18 protein-coding genes are annotated in these 16,801 nt (G+C 66.8%); 9 read left to right on the top strand and 9 right to left on the bottom strand.

Features of this window, described 5'->3' with window-relative positions; all coding sequences use genetic code 11:
- Positions 1 to 244 precede the first annotated feature (244 nt).
- The 3 genes from N5C88_RS08330 (at position 245) to N5C88_RS08320 (ending at position 1,709) form a co-directional block, all read left to right on the top strand.
- Positions 245 to 439 (top strand): hypothetical protein, encoded by a 195-nt coding sequence (locus N5C88_RS08330; protein WP_054453278.1) that lies wholly within the window; start codon positions 245 to 247, stop codon positions 437 to 439.
- A 52-nt stretch (positions 440 to 491) separates the two neighbouring features.
- The gene (locus tag N5C88_RS08325) at positions 492 to 980 is read left to right on the top strand and encodes a GNAT family N-acetyltransferase (RefSeq protein WP_280015129.1); all 489 of its coding nucleotides are present in this window, start codon (positions 492 to 494) and stop codon (positions 978 to 980) included.
- 96 nt (positions 981 to 1,076) lie between these two features.
- Positions 1,077 to 1,709, top strand: a complete 633-nt coding sequence (locus tag N5C88_RS08320) for an FMN-binding negative transcriptional regulator (protein ID WP_280015219.1) — start codon at positions 1,077 to 1,079, stop codon at positions 1,707 to 1,709.
- Here the strand turns inward: N5C88_RS08320 and N5C88_RS08315 are convergent.
- Positions 1,669 to 2,937: an MFS transporter gene (locus N5C88_RS08315; RefSeq protein ID WP_280015128.1), complete on the bottom strand. Its 1,269-nt coding sequence runs from the start codon at positions 2,935 to 2,937 to the stop codon at positions 1,669 to 1,671. The two genes, N5C88_RS08320 and N5C88_RS08315, sit on opposite strands and share 41 nt — an antisense overlap.
- 88 nt (positions 2,938 to 3,025) lie before the next feature.
- Between N5C88_RS08315 and N5C88_RS08310 the strand changes: the two genes are divergently transcribed.
- Together N5C88_RS08310 and N5C88_RS08305 are read left to right on the top strand one after the other, a co-directional pair.
- Positions 3,026 to 3,763 (top strand): helix-turn-helix transcriptional regulator, encoded by a 738-nt coding sequence (locus N5C88_RS08310; RefSeq protein WP_280015127.1) that lies wholly within the window; start codon positions 3,026 to 3,028, stop codon positions 3,761 to 3,763.
- A 271-nt stretch (positions 3,764 to 4,034) separates the two neighbouring features.
- A complete protein-coding gene (locus N5C88_RS08305; RefSeq protein WP_054453716.1) occupies positions 4,035 to 4,307 on the top strand; it encodes a hypothetical protein in 273 nt (90 codons plus the stop codon).
- A gap of 7 nt (positions 4,308 to 4,314) precedes the next feature.
- Here N5C88_RS08305 and N5C88_RS08300 read toward each other — a convergent pair whose 3' ends face one another.
- The 3 genes from N5C88_RS08300 to N5C88_RS08290 form a co-directional block, all read right to left on the bottom strand.
- Entirely contained in the window at positions 4,315 to 5,079 is a 765-nt protein-coding gene (locus tag N5C88_RS08300; protein WP_059371932.1) for a DUF1828 domain-containing protein, read from the bottom strand.
- Complete coding sequence (locus N5C88_RS08295; RefSeq protein WP_054453268.1) at positions 5,076 to 5,612, bottom strand: hypothetical protein; 537 nt, start codon at positions 5,610 to 5,612, stop codon at positions 5,076 to 5,078. The genes N5C88_RS08300 and N5C88_RS08295 overlap by 4 nt, the downstream gene beginning before the upstream one ends.
- Before the next feature lie 183 nt (positions 5,613 to 5,795).
- On the bottom strand, positions 5,796 to 6,650 hold the full coding sequence (locus N5C88_RS08290) for a neutral zinc metallopeptidase (RefSeq protein WP_059371933.1): 855 nt from the start codon (positions 6,648 to 6,650) through the stop codon (positions 5,796 to 5,798).
- 86 nt (positions 6,651 to 6,736) lie between these two features.
- On the opposite strand from N5C88_RS08290, the gene N5C88_RS08285 reads away from it, so the two are divergent.
- The 4 genes from N5C88_RS08285 to bamC all read left to right on the top strand — a co-directional run bounded on the left by N5C88_RS08285 (position 6,737) and on the right by bamC (position 10,215).
- Positions 6,737 to 7,363, top strand: coding sequence for an L-threonylcarbamoyladenylate synthase (locus N5C88_RS08285; protein WP_059371935.1), 627 nt, complete (start codon positions 6,737 to 6,739; stop codon positions 7,361 to 7,363).
- 69 nt (positions 7,364 to 7,432) lie between these two features.
- Positions 7,433 to 8,080, top strand: a complete 648-nt coding sequence (locus N5C88_RS08280; RefSeq protein ID WP_059371937.1) for a site-2 protease family protein — start codon at positions 7,433 to 7,435, stop codon at positions 8,078 to 8,080.
- A gap of 87 nt (positions 8,081 to 8,167) precedes the next feature.
- Positions 8,168 to 9,073 (top strand): 4-hydroxy-tetrahydrodipicolinate synthase, encoded by a 906-nt coding sequence (dapA, locus tag N5C88_RS08275; protein ID WP_059371940.1) that lies wholly within the window; start codon positions 8,168 to 8,170, stop codon positions 9,071 to 9,073.
- A gap of 17 nt (positions 9,074 to 9,090) precedes the next feature.
- A complete protein-coding gene (gene bamC, locus N5C88_RS08270) occupies positions 9,091 to 10,215 on the top strand; it encodes an outer membrane protein assembly factor BamC (RefSeq protein WP_280015126.1) in 1,125 nt (374 codons plus the stop codon).
- A 239-nt stretch (positions 10,216 to 10,454) separates the two neighbouring features.
- Here the strand turns inward: bamC and N5C88_RS08265 are convergent, their stop codons facing one another.
- The 5 genes from N5C88_RS08265 to fahA all read right to left on the bottom strand — a co-directional run.
- Positions 10,455 to 10,682: an endopeptidase gene (locus tag N5C88_RS08265; protein ID WP_118933176.1), complete on the bottom strand. Its 228-nt coding sequence runs from the start codon at positions 10,680 to 10,682 to the stop codon at positions 10,455 to 10,457.
- 217 nt (positions 10,683 to 10,899) lie between these two features.
- Complete coding sequence (locus tag N5C88_RS08260) at positions 10,900 to 12,093, bottom strand: cupin domain-containing protein (RefSeq protein ID WP_280015125.1); 1,194 nt, start codon at positions 12,091 to 12,093, stop codon at positions 10,900 to 10,902.
- Positions 12,090 to 14,759: a DNA mismatch repair protein MutS gene (mutS, locus tag N5C88_RS08255; protein ID WP_347881386.1), complete on the bottom strand. Its 2,670-nt coding sequence runs from the start codon at positions 14,757 to 14,759 to the stop codon at positions 12,090 to 12,092. The genes N5C88_RS08260 and mutS overlap by 4 nt, the downstream gene beginning before the upstream one ends.
- A gap of 65 nt (positions 14,760 to 14,824) precedes the next feature.
- Complete coding sequence (locus N5C88_RS08250; protein ID WP_280015124.1) at positions 14,825 to 15,784, bottom strand: tripartite tricarboxylate transporter substrate binding protein; 960 nt, start codon at positions 15,782 to 15,784, stop codon at positions 14,825 to 14,827.
- Positions 15,785 to 15,855: 71 nt separating this feature from the next.
- Positions 15,856 to 16,801: fumarylacetoacetase (fahA, locus tag N5C88_RS08245; RefSeq protein WP_280015123.1), on the bottom strand; the 946-nt coding region annotated here is incomplete at its 5' end.

Raw genomic sequence — 16,801 nt, 5'->3', positions numbered from 1 at the left:
GGGCTGCAGATGGAAAGACCGTGCGCGCGCCGCGGGCGGCCCAATTATTGCCCCGTTTCGCGCCGGATTTCCCGCTTTGGCTCGGATGGACACCCCGTTTCGTTGCAAAGCAGAATTCCATTTTGGGAAAACTGAAACAAAGGATCGAGGGGGCGTCGAAGGCTCCATAGCGGGTAAGCCGTAATAGCTGCCGCGGAAAGCCGCCGCGGGACTACGATGGACGAGTGAACATAGGGAGACAACTATGGACACTGCCAAGCAATGGTATGCCGCCGTCAAGGACTGGCAACGGGCCCGCGACGAGCTCACCGCCGCGATCGCCGCGATCAAGTGGCCGAATCCCACCCAGGATTGCCTGGACAACTATGATCGCGCCTACGCCAACGAAACCGGGGCGCGGGATCGCATGAACCAGGCATACGAGCGCGTGCGACGATAAGCGCGCGCATCTTTGCCCGGCGGCCGCGGCGGGCATTGCTACACTGCCGCGCATGACGGACCAACAACAGAAATTCATGATCAGGCGGGCCCGCCCTGAGGACGCAGTCATGCTCGAAGACCTGCTGATGCGCACCTACGAAAGCACATGGATGCCGGAAATGACGGCGGAAAGGGACCAGCAGTTCCGCGCCAGCGGCAAGACGGCCCAGTATGTGAGCGCCAGGGGCAGTCTTTTCATGGTGTGCGAAATCGACGGCGTGCTGGCAGGCATGGCGGATTGGGAGAACGACTTCATCTGGGCCTTGCACGTGCATCCCGCAAGGCAAGGGCAGGGCGTTGGCGGCGCCTTGCTGGCATGGATGGAAGCGGCGATCCAGGGCGCGGGATTCGCACGCGCGCGGCTGGAGACGGATTCTTTCAACATGCGCAGCCGCCAGTTCTATGGCAAGCACGGCTACGCCGAGATCGATACCTATCCTGACGAGGAATGGGACAGCGGCTTCACTACCGTCCTGCTGGAAAAGCCCTTGCCGGTCTGATGCTTCTGGCTCCATGAAAATAGCCTTGGCTGGTCCTGGAAATGGAGCCACGATGGCGGTATGTTGTGGTTTTCAGCCGCTACCGCCGAACCCGCCATGTATCTGCCGTCCGCCTTTCGCGAAGACTCGCCCGAAGTCCAGCACGAATTCATCCGCGCCCACCCCCTGGGCGTGCTCACGACCAGCGGGGATGGGGGGCTGATGGCGAACCACATTCCCTGTTTGCTCTATCCCGAGGGGCCGCATGGCGTATTGCGCCTGCACGTGGCTCGCGCCAATCCGCAGCTTGCCGACCTGGCTGCAGGCCGCGAATGCCTGGTCGTCTTCCATGGGCCGCAGGCTTACGTCACGCCGTCCTGGTATCCGACCAAGGCCGAGACGCACAAGGTCGTGCCCACCTGGAACTTCGTTGCCGTGCACGCCTGGGGCGTGCCGGTGATCCAGGATGATCCGGCCTGGCTGCGGGTCCAGTTGGATGCGCTGACCGACAGCCAGGAAAGGGCGCGCGCGCAGCCTTGGCGCGTGGCCGACGCGCCTGCGGATTTCATCACCGCCCAGATGCGTGCCATCGTCGGCGTGGAGATCCCCATCGCGCGCATCGAAGGCAAATGGAAGGTCAGTCAAAACCGCACGCTTGCCGACAGGCGCGGCGTGGCCGAAGGCCTGGCGGCGGAAAACGGCGATGCGGTCATGGCCGGGCTGGTTGCCCGCCGCGGCGGGCTGGAGTAATCCGCCCCCACGCGAAACTGGCGATGGCGGCAGCCTGCAGGCAGGCCGCCGCCGCCAGGAACCAGAGCAGCGGCTGTCCGGCCTGTTCGGACCATGCCCGCAGCATGCCGAACGACGCGGGCGCGAAGGCGTAGGCGCCTTGCGACATGGCGACGATCAGCGGGACCACACGTTGTGCGTCTTCGCGGGCGAACTCTGTCTGCGCGATCAACGGCGGCAGCGAGGTCGCGTTCCCTATGCCTGAGCCGAACAGCAGAACGCCCAGCCAGATGGCCCAGGCGTGCTCGGCGGCCAACATCAGAATCAACGAACCGGCGATCTGGATGGCGTAGGCCAGGCAGGCGACTTTGCGCCGGTCCGTGCCGGCAGGCATCAGCCAACCGACGAGCGTGCGCCCGCCTAAGGCCGCGGCCGTGGCCAGGCCCATTGCCAGGCCGGCAGTCTGCGCACCCAGCAGCGGCGCCAGCAGGGACAGCAGATGCGCGATCAGACCGATCTGGGCGAACAGGCCCAGCGCCATGCCGGCAGCCAAGGTGAGAAAGGCGCGGTTGCGCCACAGGTCCGCCACCGGCGCGGGCGGGGCGATGCCTGCCGCAGCCGCCGGCGCCTGCGTCGCAGTGCAAGCGCCATCCGGCTCTTGGCCGAGCTGTTGCGGTGTCAGGGCAAACACCTGGCGCGACAGCACGGCGATCACCGCCACCATCGCCGCGCCCACCCACAAGGCCGCCTGGTCAAATCCCGCCTGGCCGATCAGGTAAACCCACAAGGGCGAAAAGACGATGCCGCCGACGCTGGCGCCGTTGTAGGCCATGCCCAGCGCGGCGGGGCGGCGGCGCACGAACCAGGGTGAGATCAACGCATTGACGGCGGCGGCTCCCAACGTCACCCAGCCCATGCCCGAGAACAGCGCAGCTGCGTAGAGCTGCCAGGGCTGCGCGGCCGTGGCCCAGCCGCCCACGCCGAACGCCAGCAGCACGGCGCCGCCCAGCGTGACTGCCGGCACGCCGCAGCGCTGGTACAGACGCGGCAGGTTGGCGACCACCACGGTGCCGCAAAGAAAGTGCAGCGTGACGGCGCCGGATACCAGGGCCACGCCCCAGCCGGTACGCTGCGCCACGGCATGCAGGAAGACGGGCGGGCCGTAGAAGCCGACGCCCCAGCCGAAGATCGCCAGCACGAAGGTGGCGTAAAGCACTGTCCAGCCGAAGAATTTCCGGGATGCGGGCATGGGTGTCCGGGCAGGCCGGCTGCTGTCTTGTTGTGTTGAGTCGCAGTATGCTTGACTCTGCACACAACACTTTGGTCTGTGACGAATCATGGAATCCGAGTTTGCCGACATCAATCTTTCCGCCGTGGCTGGCGCCATCGCCGATCCGGCCCGCGCCCGCATGCTGTGCGTGCTGCTGGACGGCCGCGCGCGCACCGCGACCGAACTGGCGGCTGCCGCCGACATCGGCGCCTCCACCGCCAGCAGCCATTTCCTGCGCCTGCGGGAACAAGGGCTGGTGGAAATGGCCGTGCAGGGCAAGCACCGTTACTACCGCCTGGCCAACAGCGAGGTCGGACACGCGCTGGAGGCCTTGCTGGTGGTGGCTGGCGCGGAACGCGTGCCGTTCAAACCCAGCACGCCGTCGGCGCTGCGGGAGGCGCGCACCTGTTATGACCACATGGCGGGCACGCTGGCCGTGCGCATCCATGACGCCATGCTGTCGCGCCAATGGCTTACGGCGGACGGGCGCGATTACCTGCTGACGCCGTTGGGCGAGGCGGCGCTGGCGCAGATAGGCGTGGACGTGTCGCAGGCGCGCCAACGCCGGCGGCGCTTCGCCTGTTCCTGCCTGGACTGGAGCGAGCGCCGCTCGCATCTGGGCGGCGCCTTGGGGGCGGCGCTGTTGGAGGCGCTGACGTGCCGGGGGTGGATCAGCAAGGATCTGGATTCACGTGCGCTGAGCGTCACGAAAAAGGGCGAAAAGCAGTTTCCCGCTTTCTTTGGACCGGCCGGTGAGCAGCCGGCCGCGGCGACTGCGCAGCAGGACCGCCATGTTGCGGCTTGAAGCCGCAACAAGGTGTGCATATGCAACAGATCTAGGGAAATCCCCGTGAACCTGTGCGGCGGCGGGTTGCGACAGCATCCCGCGTCGCGCCGCAAGCCGCGCCAACCCTGGCCATGCGGTGCGCAGGTGCTTCGCGCGCAGTGTCCTCAAAAAACGGGGACACAATTCTTGCGCTGCAACAGTGTTTCTATTTTCTGCCCACGTTACAAAACATATCCGAACTGTCATGGACAAGCGGGGTATGCTGGGTCGCAGAAAGAGGGCATCCGAAGTGCATCAGAACAACTTGATCTACAAGGGATACCGGCTGACGGCCAAAGTGTCCCGGGGCGCCGACGCCGAGGTTCAGGCGCAATCCAGCGGCCCCGTATTCATAGCGTCGGTGATGGTGGTCCAGGCAGGCGCCGTGCTCGAAGGCGGCGACGAATATCCGGTTCCGCGTTTTGCCGAGGGCGGCTTTGTCTACAGTCCGCGCGAAGCGGTGCATGCAGCGATCCTGCACGGCCGCGAAATCGTCGACGGCCTGACCAACCTGCCAGCCTGACGCCGTCCTAGCCGGAAAAGACTTCCCGCCAATCGCGCGTCTTGGCCAGCGTCTGCACGGTCGCGGACTGTTCCAGGATGGTCACGGCTTTCTTGAATTCCTCGGCCGAGGCGCCGTCCTCCAGGATGACCATGCGCGAGTTGCGCGCGTCCGCCATCTTCACGTCCGACATCTTGCCGTGGGTCTGGTAGACCTGCGTCCAGTCCATTTTCTTGCCGGCCTTCAGGGCGATCGGTTCGATGTACGTCAGCGCGGTGCTGCTGGCGGCGCGCACGGCGAAGGCGAAATCGGCCGTGTGGCCGCTGCTGCCCTTGGCGCGCGCGCCCTTGACCATGCGGTTCACGCCCACGCCCGCCGTCAATGCCCGTCCGACCTGCGCGCGGAAGCGCAGCTGGCTGAACTTCGGCATCCACTTGGCGCACTGGAACGACAGGGCCATCGCCAGCTTGACCGCGTCCCACAGCGCTTCCTGCAGCTGTTCGTTGGGGCCGCTGGCGACGATGGCGCCGTCGCGGTCGAAGTGCGCAAGGCTGACGCCCGGCGTTTCATTCAGGATGTCGATGCGCTTGGCCGCCAGGTCGATGCCATAGCTGGACGCGTGCATCGCGGTCTCACAGGCGTCGGTGAGGTAGAACGTGGACTCGTCGGGATGCGCGATGAAGAAGGCCGCATGCTGCCCGTCCAGGCCCAGGGTCATGGGCGATATGGCGCGGATGGCGTGCTCGCCCGCCGGCAGGACGGTCCAGCCGGAGGCTTCCAGGAAAGTGCTCATAGGATCAGTTCGATTTGGCGGCCTTTGAGGGGATGCGCGAATCCGCCGGTGAGCGTCAGGTTCGCCCGCGGCAGGAAGTATTGCATCAGCGCGCCGATATTCTGCAGGGCAGGCACGATGGGCTCGGCGTAGCCTTCGCCATCGTCCACCCAGATGTGTTCATGGCTGCGGTCCGCAAGCGGCTTGCGGTACTGTGGCCGGCCTTCGCCCACCAGGCTGGTATGGAAGGAGTCGTCGGTGTCCACGCCGAACACGCGGTGCGGACCCACGAAGAGGCTGGCGCAGAACGCCTCGGCCAGGAAAATGGTGGCCTGGCCATGCACTGCCGTGCGCGCGCCGCGATAGGTGGCGCGGAAGATCACGTCTTCGCGCACTTCACCCTTGACCCGGCAGGCACAGGCGAATTCCATCCATTGGAGATTGCTGGCGGCGGGCTTGGGGACCCAGGCGATCGGTTTTACGGTTTCCTTGGGTTCGGCAAGAATCTCTTGCACCTCATCAACGGTGATTAACGGTTCGAACTTGTTGGCCATGGAACTGATCTAGGGTCTTGGAAATGCGCGCGCCGGGCAGCGCGCCTGGCAAACGCCGCGCGGCGGCGGGCGCACGCGCAACACTGCGAGGGGGCGTAATCTTACAAGATGAAGACTGCGCCGCCCGTTGTGCTGTATGGATGTACAGCGCAACCAGCGGCGCATCGGGGCTTGTTCACGCGGCTATAGCGAGCTGGCGCCGAACGTGTCGCACTGCTTGATGCTGCCGCTCTCCAGCCCGCGCTTGAACCAGCGTACGCGCTGGGCCGACGAGCCGTGGGTGAAGGAGTCGGGCACCACATAGCCCTGGCTCTGCTTTTGCAGGCGGTCGTCGCCGATCGCGGTGGCGGCGGTCAGGGCTTCTTCCACGTCGCCGCTTTCCAGGATGTTGCGCGCCGCGTTGGCGCGCTGCGCCCACAGGCCGGCGAAGCAGTCGGCCTGCAGTTCCATGCGCACCGACAGGGCATTGGCCTGCGCAGGATTGCGGCGGCGCAGATTGTCCACCTGGTCCGAGATGCCCAGCAGATGCTGGACGTGATGGCCGACCTCATGCGCGATGACATAGGCCTGGGCGAAATCGCCCGGCGCCTTGAAGCGGTTCTGCAATTCGTCGAAGAACGCCAGGTCGATGTACACCTTGCTGTCGCCCGGGCAGTAGAACGGCCCCATGGCCGACTGTCCGGTGCCGCAGGCCGTGGGCGTGGCGCCGCGGAACAGCACCAGCTTGGGCGCCACATATTGGCGGTTCAGGTCCTTCTGGAAAATGGCGCTCCAGGTGTCTTCGGTTTCGCCCAGCACCTTCGAGACGAACACTGCCTGTTTGTCGTTGGCGGGCGGACGGGTGGCGGGGCCCTGCTGTTGCTGCACGGGCGGGCCTTCGGCCATTTGCAGGACCACGCTGGGATCCACGCCGAAATACATGGCGACCAGGGCCAGCACGATCGTGCCTATGCCGATGGTGCCGCGGCCGCCGATGCGTGGGCCGCCTGCGCGGCGGTCTTCCACATTGTCGCTTTCGCGCGAGTCATCAAGGCGCATACTGTTTCTCCGGGCGGGTCGGCGTTCCCGCCATTTTGCATCGCCGCTCTGTACTGAGCGGCCTTCAAGAGTGTTAGGATAAACCCATGGCCTTGTATTTCGATATTCATCCCGCGAATCCGCAACCGCGCCTGCTGAAGCAGGCGGCCCAATGGCTGGCCGATGGCGGGCTGGTCGCGGTGCCTACCGATTCGAGCTATGCCGTGGTCGCGCGGCTGGACGACAAGAACGCCGCCGACGGACTGCGGCGGTTGCGTGGCCTGGACGAACGCCATCATCTCACGCTGCTGTGCCGCGACCTGGCCGAAATCGGCCACTTCGCGCGCGTCGACAACCGCCAGTACCGCCTGCTGAAAGCCGCGACGCCGGGACCCTGGACCTTCATCCTGGAAGCCACCAAGGAAGTGCCGCGCCGCGTTTCGCATCCGTCGCGCAAGACCATCGGCATCCGGGTGCCGGACCATCCCGTCATGCTGGGCCTGCTGGAGCAGGTGGGGGCGCCCTTGCTGTCCACCACGCTCATCCCCAAGGACGAGACCGAAGCGTTGAACGACGCGGAAGAAATCCGCGAACGCTATGAGCACTCCCTGGCGGCCATCATCGACGCGGGCGCTTGCCCGCAATCGCCCACCACCGTGATCGACCTCACCGGCGACGACCCGGTGGTTGTGCGCGTCGGACGCGGCGATCCTGCCACCCTCGGTCTTGCCTGAGCGCGCCCGCCGCGCCGACCTGCACGCCGGCATGCGCCGGCGCGCGGCTCATCTACAATCCGGTTCGCCATGAATGACATCATCCAAACCATTGCGGTCTACGCGATACCGGTCATCTTCGCCATCACCTTGCACGAAGCCGCGCACGGCTACGTCGCGCGGATGTTCGGCGACCCCACGGCCTATCAGGCTGGACGCGTCAGCCTGAATCCCGCGCGGCACATCGATCCGGTCGGCACGCTGCTGGTGCCGGTGGCGATCCTGCTGGCCTCCAAGCTTTTGGGCAGTCCGGGCATGCTGTTCGGCTGGGCCAAGCCCGTGCCGGTGGATTTCGGCCGCTTGCGCCGGCCCAAGCAGGACATGCTGTGGGTGGCGCTGGCGGGACCCGCCGCCAACCTGTTCATGGCCGTCCTGTGGGCGTTTTCGCTGCGCATCTTCCTGGAGTCCGGCCTGCAGGAGTCGTTCTGGTTCGAAATGGCCGTGGCCGGCGTGAACGTCAACCTGGTGCTGATGGCCTTGAACCTGCTGCCCATCCTGCCGTTGGACGGGGGACGCATCCTCTTCAGCCTGCTGCCCAACCGCCTGGCCTGGCAATACTCGAAAATAGAGCCGTATGGCCTGGTGATCGTCGTCATCTTGCTGGTGACGGATGTGCTCTGGCTATTGATGCGGCCGGTACTCTCCCTGGGGACGACCATCGTCCAGTGGTTTCTGTAGGATTTCAGCCAATATCCGTTAAACTTAACGGTTTCTTTGATTCTGGCCCTGGGGCATCCCGCCACGGGGTTTTGGAGCCCTACATTTATGGCATCCCCTGCAACCGCCGCAGGCGTTAATTTCCAAGGCAGCATGGTGGCTCTGGTCACTCCCATGCAGCCCGACGGCAGTCTGGACTACGCGGCCTACCGGTCGCTGATTGACTGGCATATCCAGGAAGGAACCGACGCACTGGTGGTGGTCGGCACCACCGGGGAGTCGCCCACGGTCTCCATGGAAGAACATGCGGAGCTGATCCGCGTTGCGGTCGAACACGCTGCGGGCCGCATTCCGGTCATCGCCGGCGTGGGCGCCAACTCCACCGACGAAGCCATCCACCTGACGCGCCACGCCAAGGCCGTGGGCGCGCAGGCTGGCCTGTCGGTCGTTCCCTATTACAACAAGCCCTCGCAAGAAGGTTTGTACCGTCACTTCCGCACCATCGCGGAAGCCGTCGATCTGCCCACCATCCTGTACAACGTGCCGGGCCGTACCGTTGCCGACATGAGCAACGAAACGGTCCTGCGCCTGGCGCAGGTGCCGGGCATCATCGGCATCAAGGACGCCACGGGCGATATCGCCCGCGGCGGCCTGCTGCTGCGCGAAGCGCCGGCCAGCTTCCAGGTCTTCAGCGGCGATGACCCCACCGCCGCCGCCCTGATCCTGCTGGGCGCGCGCGGCAATATTTCCGTTACGGCCAACGTGGCGCCCAAGCTCATGCGTGAGCTCTGTGCCGCCGCCCTGGCCGGCAATGTGCCGAAGGTGCGTGAACTTAACGCGTACCTGGCGCGTCTGAACAAGGCTTTGTTCGTGGAAGCCAACCCCATCCCCGTCAAGTGGGCGTTGGCCGAAATGGGCCGCAGCGCACTGGGCTACCGGCTGCCGCTGGTTGAACTGGGGGCGCAGCACCACGCGACCGTGCGCGCCGCGCTCCAGGAAACGGGCCTGCTCTAAATATCGTGAGGATACGTATGAACAAGCGTCATGCCGGTTTGTCGGCATTGATGTCTCTGGTGTTGTTGGCCGGTTGCAGTGAGGTCAATCAATTCCTGGGCAATGAAGAGTCCGTCAACTACAAGAGCGCCGTCACCCAGCGTGGGGAGCCGCTCAGCATTCCCCCCGACCTGACCCAGGCCAACAGCGATCCGCGCTATCGCGCGCCGGCTTCGGGCTCCACCACTTATTCGCAGTTCCAGCAACAGGGCCAGGCGCAAGCTTCCCAGCCCAAGACCAGCAACGTGCTCCCCGGCCGCCAGGACATGCGTGTCGAGCGTGACGGCGACCTGCGCTGGCTGGTCGTGGACCGTGCTCCCGAAGACGTGTTCCCGCGTCTGGTGGACTTCTGGACCGAAAGCGGTTTCACCGTGGCAAGCAACAACCCGAGCGCAGGCCTGATCGAAACCGACTGGGCGGAAAACCGCGCCAAGATCCCGGAAAGCTGGCTGCGCCAAGCGTTGGGCGCGGTGCTGGAGTCGGCCTGGGACAGCGGCGAGCGCGAGAAATTCCGTACGCGCGTCGAACGCGTGAACGGCCACACCGAGGTCTACGTCAGCCATCGCCAGATGCTTGAGAAGCGCGTCGGCGCCGACGGCATGCAGGTGCAATGGCAGAACGGCAAGGAAGACCCGGGCCTGAACGCCGCCATGCTGGCGCGCATGATGGTCTATCTGGGCTCCGACGTCGACAACGCCCGCAAGCTGGTGCAGCAGGCCGAGGCCGCGCCGCAGAAACCCGCCGTGCAGCAGGACGTCCGCGCCCAGGGCGCCTCGCTGCTCGTTGCCGAATCGTACGACCGCGCCTGGCGCCGTGTCGGCGTGGCGCTGGATGGCGGCGGCTTCGCCGTGGACGACCGCGACCGCTCCGCTGGCGACTACTTCGTCCGCTATGTCGACACCGACACGGGCGAAAAGATCGAGCAGCCGGGCTTCTTCAGCCGCATGTTCTCGGGCGACAAGAAGGCCGAGGCGCCTCAGTACCGTATCCACCTGGCCGCCAGCGGCGACCAGACCGTGGTGACCGTGCTGGATGCCAATGGCGCGCGCGACAATAGCGCCACCGCCCAGCGTCTGCTGAGCGTGCTGAAGGACAAGATGTAAGACCAGACGGTTCTGCGCTCACGCGCAGGCCCGCACAAGAGAGGCCCCTGCGGGGGCCTCTTTTTTTGTCGGACACGCTTTGAGGTTCTTGCGTGCCGCAGGGAGGGCGAGCTTCGCGCCGCGAGGGCGTGCGTTTGCCGCACCTTGCGCATATGCCCTCCGGGCGCAAAAAAGCCCCGGCTGCAAAGCCGGGGCTTTTTCTTGCGTCCTCAGAGCGGGGGTTCGTCGCTGAGTTTTTATTAGGACGCGGGCGTGGTCGAGCCGCCCGGGGTGGTCGAACCGCCACCCGGCGTGGTGTTGGGCGTGGGCGCCGGAGCCGGCGAGGTGGCCGGGGGCGTCGTGGAGGGGGCGGGCGTGCTTGCGCCCGGAGCGGGGTTGGTCGCGGGCGCCGGGGCATCTTCCTTCTTGTTGCAGGCGCTCAGCGCGACGGCCAGCACCGAGGCAATAATCAAGGTTTTGCTCATCATTTTTAGACTCCTGTAGATGACGACTCTTGAAACCCCATTAGGGGAAACCAGAGGTCAGGCTACAGGAACACGCGGGCGCAACGCGTATGAAATTTAAAAAGGTCGCATCCCAACGGCAACAAACCTTTCAGCTTCGTGTTATCTCTTTCTTGATGTGTCCCGCGTATCAGACCTGATTTCCTTCTGTACAGGACTGATACGGGGCCGTGTCGGGATGCTACGCCGCGACGTAGCGGATCCAGCCGGAATCCAGCCAATCCGCCAGGCAGGAGCGTGCTTCGTCGGTCAGGCGGGCGCAGGACGGATCCGAACAATCCAGGCTGCGCGCGTCCGCCAGCGTGCGCAGGGCGGCGTCCGCGGGCACCATGGCAGTCTCGCCATTGATGAAGAGCTGCTTGCCGCGATAGAGCATGCGGCTGCGCCGGTCCAGCACCAGCCGGCCCGCGGCAGGCCAGTCTTCTTCCAGGTCCACGTCCATGCCTTCGGGAGCGTCGAACACGCTGAGATTGCTGGGCTCGGTCAGCCAGCAGCCCAGGAAGCGCGAGGCGAGCGCGTCGTCGAAGCGCAGCTTTTCCACGGTTTCCAGCGTGGCGGCCACCAGCGCGTCCGGCAGCGCGGCGGGCGTCTCGACCGCGGGCTGGCCGGGGTCGCGATAGACCGCCGACAGCTTCGGACCGGGCAGGGCGGGCTCGCCATAGGGGCCGCCCAGGAGGCCGACGCGCGCCATGACCTGGTCCGCGGCCGCTTCGAGCAGCCCGCGCGCCAGCGTTGCCTGCGTGGGCGCGCGAAAACCGATGGAGATGGTCATGCAGCCGTCGCCCACCGCGACGCCGTCGTGGGCCGCCTGCGGCGGCAGGTAGAGCATGTCGCCGGGCGCCAGCACGGCCGTCTCTTCGGGTTCGAAACGGCTCAGGATCTTCAGCGGCAGGCCCGGTTCCAGCGACAGGTCCTTCTGCCGGCCATAGCGCCATTCGCGCTCGCCGGCGGCCTGCAGCAGGAACACGTCGTAGCTGTCGAAGTGCGGACCCACGCCGCCGCCATGGCTGGCGATGCTGATCATCACGTCGTCCAGACGCGCGTCGGGGATGAAGCGGAACAGCTGCATCAGTTCGGATGCGGCATCGCTGTGCAGGTCCACGCTTTGCACCAGCAGGGTCCAGTCGCCTTCGTTGTCCTTGGGCAGGCGCGCGAAGGGGCCGTTCTCCATCTGCCATTCGCCGTTCTCGCGCCAGATCAGGCGCGACTCCACGTCGTCGCGGCGCGCCAGTTTCTTGATGGCGGCGATCGTGACCGGCGGCTTGAAGCCGGGGATGGCCTGGCGGATCAAGAGGGGCTTGCGCTGCCAGTAGCGGCGCATGAAGTCGTTGGGGCTCTGGTTGCCCAGCAGGGCCAAGGGATGGTCGAGGTTCATTGCAGGTGCTTCTTCAGGCGATAGAGGGCGTCCAGCGCTTCGCGCGGGGTCAGGCTGTCGGGGTCGATGGCGGCGAGTTCCTCGCGCAGGGCGTCCAGGGCGTCGAGGTCGTCGGAACGGTCGGCTTCGGCATAGGCCTGGGCGTCGGCGTCAGCCGCGGCCGCGAACAGGCCAAGCTGCGGCGTGGGCGCGCCTTGGGCCTCCAGGCGCTCCAGCTCGCGCGAGGCCTGGCGGATCACGGCGGCGGGCACGCCCGCGCGCTGCGCCACCTGGATCCCGTAGCTGCGGCTGGCCGGGCCTTCGCGCACTTCGTGCAGGAACACGATGCCGCCGGCCGATTCGGCCGCGGCCAGGTGCACGTTGGCCGAGGCCGGCTGTTCCGCCGGCAGGCGGGTCAGCTCGAAATAGTGGGTGGCGAACAGCGTCAGCGCGCGGTTGTGGGCCAGCAGGCGGCAGGCGATGGCCCAGGCCAGCGCCAGGCCGTCATAGGTGGACGTGCCGCGGCCGATCTCGTCCATCAGCACCAGGCTGTTGGGCGTGCTGGCCGACAGAATGGCGGCCGCCTCGGTCATTTCCATCATGAAGGTCGAGCGGCCGCCCGCCAGGTCGTCGGCCGCGCCGATGCGGGTGAAGATGCGGTCGATCTTGCCGATGCGGGCACGCGACGCGGGCACGAAGCTGCCGATGCGCGCCAGCAGCACGATCAGCGCCACCTGCCGCATGTAGGTCGATTTACCGCCCATGTTCGGGCCGGTGATCAGCAGCATGCGGCGCGCCGGCTCCAGACGGCAGCCGTTGGGGGTGAAGCGCTCGATGGCGTGTTCCACCACCGGGTGGCGGCCGGCATCGATGTCGATGTCGGCCTGTTCGGACAGTTCGGGCGCGATCCAGTCGTGGCGGCGCGCGTGATCGGCCAGGGCGGCCAGCGCGTCCAGTTCGGCCAAGGCGGCCGCGCAATCCGACAGTGGCCGCACGTGCTCGGCCAGCACGTCCAGCAATTGCTCGAACAGCCATTTCTCGCGGGCCAGCGAACGGTCCTGGGCGGACAGCACTTTGTCTTCCCAGGTCTTGAGTTCAGGGGTGATGTAGCGTTCGGCGTTCTTCAGCGTCTGGCGGCGGCGGTAGTCCTCCGGCACCTTGGCGGTCTGGCCCTTGGTGACTTCGATGTAGAAGCCATGCACGCGGTTGAACTCCACGCGCAGGTTGCTGATGCCGGTGCGTTCGCGCTCGCGGGCTTCCAGCTGCACCAGGAAGTCGCCGCCGTCGGCCGCGAGGCCGCGCAGCTCGTCCAGTTCGGCGTCGAAGCCCGCCGCCAGCACGCCGCCGTCGCGGATGGCGACAGCAGGTTCGGCGGCAATGGCGCGCACCAGCAGGGCGGCCAGGGCCGGGTCCACCGACAGGTGCGAGACCAGTTCGCCCAGCCGCGGCGAATCCGCCATCGGCTCGACCTGGTCGCGCAGCGCCGGCAGGGCTTGCAGCGCGTCGCGCAGGCTGGCCAGCTCGCGCGGGCGCACCGAACGCAGCGCCAGGCGGGCGGCGATGCGTTCGATGTCCGGGAAGGCGTTCAATGCGCTGCGCAAGGACTCCAGCAGGCCGGCCGAACCAAAGCCGGCCGCGCCAAAGGTTTGCTCCATGTCCATGCGGCCCGCCAGCAGCGCCGAGATGGCTTGCTGGCGCGCCAGCGCCTGTTCGTTCTCGCGCAGCGGATGGTGCAGCCAGCGGCGCAGCAGCCGGCTGCCCATGGGCGTGCGGCAGCCGTCCAGCAACGAGAACAGCGTCGGCGAATCTTCGCCCGACAGCGTCTGCGTCAGCTCCAGGTTGCGGCGCGTGACCGGGTCCAGCAGCACGTACTGGCCGGGGCGTTCCGCCGACAGGCTCTGCACGTGGGCCAGGGCCTGCGACTGGGTGCGGGCGGCGTAGCGCAGCAGCGCGCCCGCGGCGCAGATGCCGGCCGGCATGTCTTCGATGTCGAAGCCCGCCAGCGTATCGGTCTTGAAATGCGCCAGCAGGTGCGCGCGCGCGCTGTCCGCTTCGAAGTGCCAATCGGGCACGCGGGCCCGCGCGCCTTCGAACGGGAAATCGAATTCGGCGCTGTCGGCGCAGACGATCTCGGCCGGCGCGATGCGGTGCAGCTCGGATTCCAGCTGCGCCGGCGCACATTCGGTCACGCGGAATTCGCCGCTGGCCAGGTTCAGCCAGGCCAGCCCCGCGCGCGGCGCGCGCGCGGTGCCGCCCACGAACACGGCGGCCAGTGCGCGGTCCGCCTTGGCCGGCAGCAGTGCATCGTCCGTCAGCGTGCCGGGCGTGACGATGCGCACGATGCGGCGCTCGACCGGACCCTTGGACGTCGCCGGGTCGCCGATCTGCTCGCAGATGGCGATGGACTCGCCCATGGCGACCAGCCGCGCCAGGTATTGCTCCATGGCATGCACCGGCAGCCCGGCCATCGGGATCGGCGTGCCGTTGGACGAGCCGCGCTTGGTCAGCGTCAGGTTCAGCAGACGCGCGCCGCGCTCCGCGTCTTCGTAGAACATTTCATAGAAGTCCCCCATGCGGTAGAACAGCAGCAAGGGACCGGCCTCCGCTTTCAGGCGGAGGTATTGCTGCATCATGGGGGTGTGGCCCGGGTGGGCGTCGGCGGCGGTGTTTTGCGTTGCGGAATTCATGCCCGTGATTGTATCGGGCGCGTGAACCGCTGCGGGGAGGGACGGACGCTGGTTTTGTCCGGACCTCACTTGTTCATGATATTCCCCAACTTCTTGATCACCTCACGCTCGGTTTCCGCGCTGGCGTGGGCGGCCTTGGTGTAGTTCGCTGTATCCATGTACTGCGGCGATACGCCGGACTGGCGCAGCAGGGCCAGGAAGGCTTCGTCCTTGAGCGTGTCGCGGAAGGCGCCGTCGAGCTTGGCGATCACGGCCGGGTCCATGCCCTTGGGACCGGCGATGCCGAAGGGCGAGGTGTGCACCACGGGATAGCCGGCTTCCTTCAGGGTGGGGACGTCCGGCAGGTCGGGGGAACGTTTGTCGCCCAGCGACGCGAGGATGCGGACCTTGCCCGAGGCAACGTAGGGCAGGATGGTGCTGGCGCCGACCAGCACCTGGATGTGGCCGCCCAGCATGGCGGTCAGCGCGTCGGCGTCGCCCTTGTAGGGCACGTGGGTCCATTTGGCCTGGGCGGCTTCGCCCAGCTGCACCATGGCGATGTGCTGGCTGCTGTAGGCGCCCGGCGTGCCGTAGGAAATCGTGTCGGGCTTGGACTTGGCGTAGGCGACCAGGTCGTCCAGCGTCTTCCAGGGCGAGTCCGAGGCGACGGCGACGTAGTAGTTGTAGCCGGCGATCATCGAGATGTAGGTCAGGTCCTTGACCGGGTCGTAGCGCGTGCCGGTGATGTGCGGCATGCGGAAGATGCCGATGGGCACCATGGTGACGGTATAGCCGTCGGGCGCGGTGTTGAGCATCTGGGTCGCGCCCAGCGTGCCGTTGGCGCCAGTCTTGTTCTCGATCACCACGGTCTGGCCGAGGCGCTTGCCGGACTGCTCGGCCAGGGCGCGGCCGACCACGTCGGTGACGCCGCCGGCGGAGTACGGGATGATCAGGCGGATCGGATGGTTGGGAAAGTCCTGCGCCAGCGCGGGGGCGCTGCCTGCGCTTGCCAGGACCATCATGCTTGCTGCCAGGATCTTCTTCATGTCATTCCTCCTTTGTGTGCCGCCGGCTTGCCGGCCGTCTCCAGGTCTAGCGGGATGCCTGGTATTGAACGTCAATCGATGATGCGCGCGCGGCTTGCGCCGAAGCCGATGCGCTGGAAACCCTCGCGGCTGCAATGGGCCGTCAGGGTGACTTCGTCTCCGGCCTCCAGGAACAGCCGGGTTTCGCCCGAGGGCAGGGTAATGGGTTGCGTGCCGCCGTGCGTCAGTTCGAGCAGGCTGCCGTGGCCGCTGTCGTCGGGCGTGGAGATGGTGCCCGAGCCCAGCAGGTCGCCGGGGCGCAGGTTGCAGCCGCCCAGCGTGTGCTGCGCCACCATCTGCGCGGGCGTCCAGTACAGGTGGCGGGCGTCGGATGCCGACAGCTGGCGCGGCGCCTGCGCGCGTTCGCGCATGAGCGGCGTGGATAGCCACGCCTGCAGCGCGATCTCCAGTCCGCCGCTGGCGGCATCCCTGGCGTCGCGCAGGTAGGGCAGCAGTTCGGGATCGGCGTCGCCGCGCGCCATCGCGGCGCGGCGGAACGGGGCCAGCGCCTCGCTGGTCACGATCCAGGGCGAAACCGTGGACGCGAAGTTCTTGCCCTGGAAGGGCCCCAGCGGCTGGTATTCCCAGGCCTGGATGTCGCGCGCGGACCAGTCGTTCAGCAGGCCGTAGCCGGCGATGTGGCCGGCGGCGAGCTCCAGCGGCACCGGCTCCCCGAGGGCATTGCCGGGGCCGATCCAGATGGCCAGTTCCAGTTCGAAGTCCAATTGCGCCGAGGGTCGGAAGGCCGGCGTATCGACGCCGGCCGCGATCCTGACCTGGCCGCGGGGCCGCCGCACGGGCGTGTCGGACGCGCAGATGGAGGACGCGCGGCCATGGTAGGCAATGGGCACGTGCTTGTAGTTCGGCATCAACGGGTTGTTGGGGCGGAACAGCTTGCCCACGTGGCTTGCGTGATGGATGCCCGCATAGAAATCGGTGTAGTCGCCCACGTCCGCGGGCAGCAGCAGTTCGCACTGC

The organism is Achromobacter sp. GD03932, from assembly GCF_029839485.1.
GTDB lineage: Bacteria > Pseudomonadota > Gammaproteobacteria > Burkholderiales > Burkholderiaceae_B > Achromobacter > Achromobacter bronchisepticus_A.
Note: the sequence above shows the minus strand (reverse complement) of the source record. Positions and strands in the feature narration are given on the sequence as shown.

Bases quoted from the DNA above. Each gene is read 5' to 3' on its own strand.
- N5C88_RS08330 (WP_054453278.1), top strand. From the start codon at position 245: ATGGACACTGCCAAGCAATGGTATGCCGCCGTCAAGGACTGGCAACGG.
- N5C88_RS08325 (WP_280015129.1), top strand. From the start codon at position 492: ATGACGGACCAACAACAGAAATTCATGATCAGGCGGGCCCGCCCTGAG.
- N5C88_RS08320 (WP_280015219.1), top strand. From the start codon at position 1,077: ATGTATCTGCCGTCCGCCTTTCGCGAAGACTCGCCCGAAGTCCAGCAC.
- N5C88_RS08315 (WP_280015128.1), bottom strand. From the start codon at position 2,937: ATGCCCGCATCCCGGAAATTCTTCGGCTGGACAGTGCTTTACGCCACC.
- N5C88_RS08310 (WP_280015127.1), top strand. From the start codon at position 3,026: ATGGAATCCGAGTTTGCCGACATCAATCTTTCCGCCGTGGCTGGCGCC.
- N5C88_RS08300 (WP_059371932.1), bottom strand. From the start codon at position 5,079: ATGAGCACTTTCCTGGAAGCCTCCGGCTGGACCGTCCTGCCGGCGGGC.
- N5C88_RS08295 (WP_054453268.1), bottom strand. From the start codon at position 5,612: ATGGCCAACAAGTTCGAACCGTTAATCACCGTTGATGAGGTGCAAGAG.
- N5C88_RS08290 (WP_059371933.1), bottom strand. From the start codon at position 6,650: ATGCGCCTTGATGACTCGCGCGAAAGCGACAATGTGGAAGACCGCCGC.
- N5C88_RS08285 (WP_059371935.1), top strand. From the start codon at position 6,737: ATGGCCTTGTATTTCGATATTCATCCCGCGAATCCGCAACCGCGCCTG.
- N5C88_RS08280 (WP_059371937.1), top strand. From the start codon at position 7,433: ATGAATGACATCATCCAAACCATTGCGGTCTACGCGATACCGGTCATC.
- dapA (WP_059371940.1), top strand. From the start codon at position 8,168: ATGGCATCCCCTGCAACCGCCGCAGGCGTTAATTTCCAAGGCAGCATG.
- bamC (WP_280015126.1), top strand. From the start codon at position 9,091: ATGAACAAGCGTCATGCCGGTTTGTCGGCATTGATGTCTCTGGTGTTG.
- N5C88_RS08265 (WP_118933176.1), bottom strand. From the start codon at position 10,682: ATGATGAGCAAAACCTTGATTATTGCCTCGGTGCTGGCCGTCGCGCTG.
- N5C88_RS08260 (WP_280015125.1), bottom strand. From the start codon at position 12,093: ATGAACCTCGACCATCCCTTGGCCCTGCTGGGCAACCAGAGCCCCAAC.
- mutS (WP_347881386.1), bottom strand. From the start codon at position 14,759: ATGAATTCCGCAACGCAAAACACCGCCGCCGACGCCCACCCGGGCCAC.
- N5C88_RS08250 (WP_280015124.1), bottom strand. From the start codon at position 15,784: ATGAAGAAGATCCTGGCAGCAAGCATGATGGTCCTGGCAAGCGCAGGC.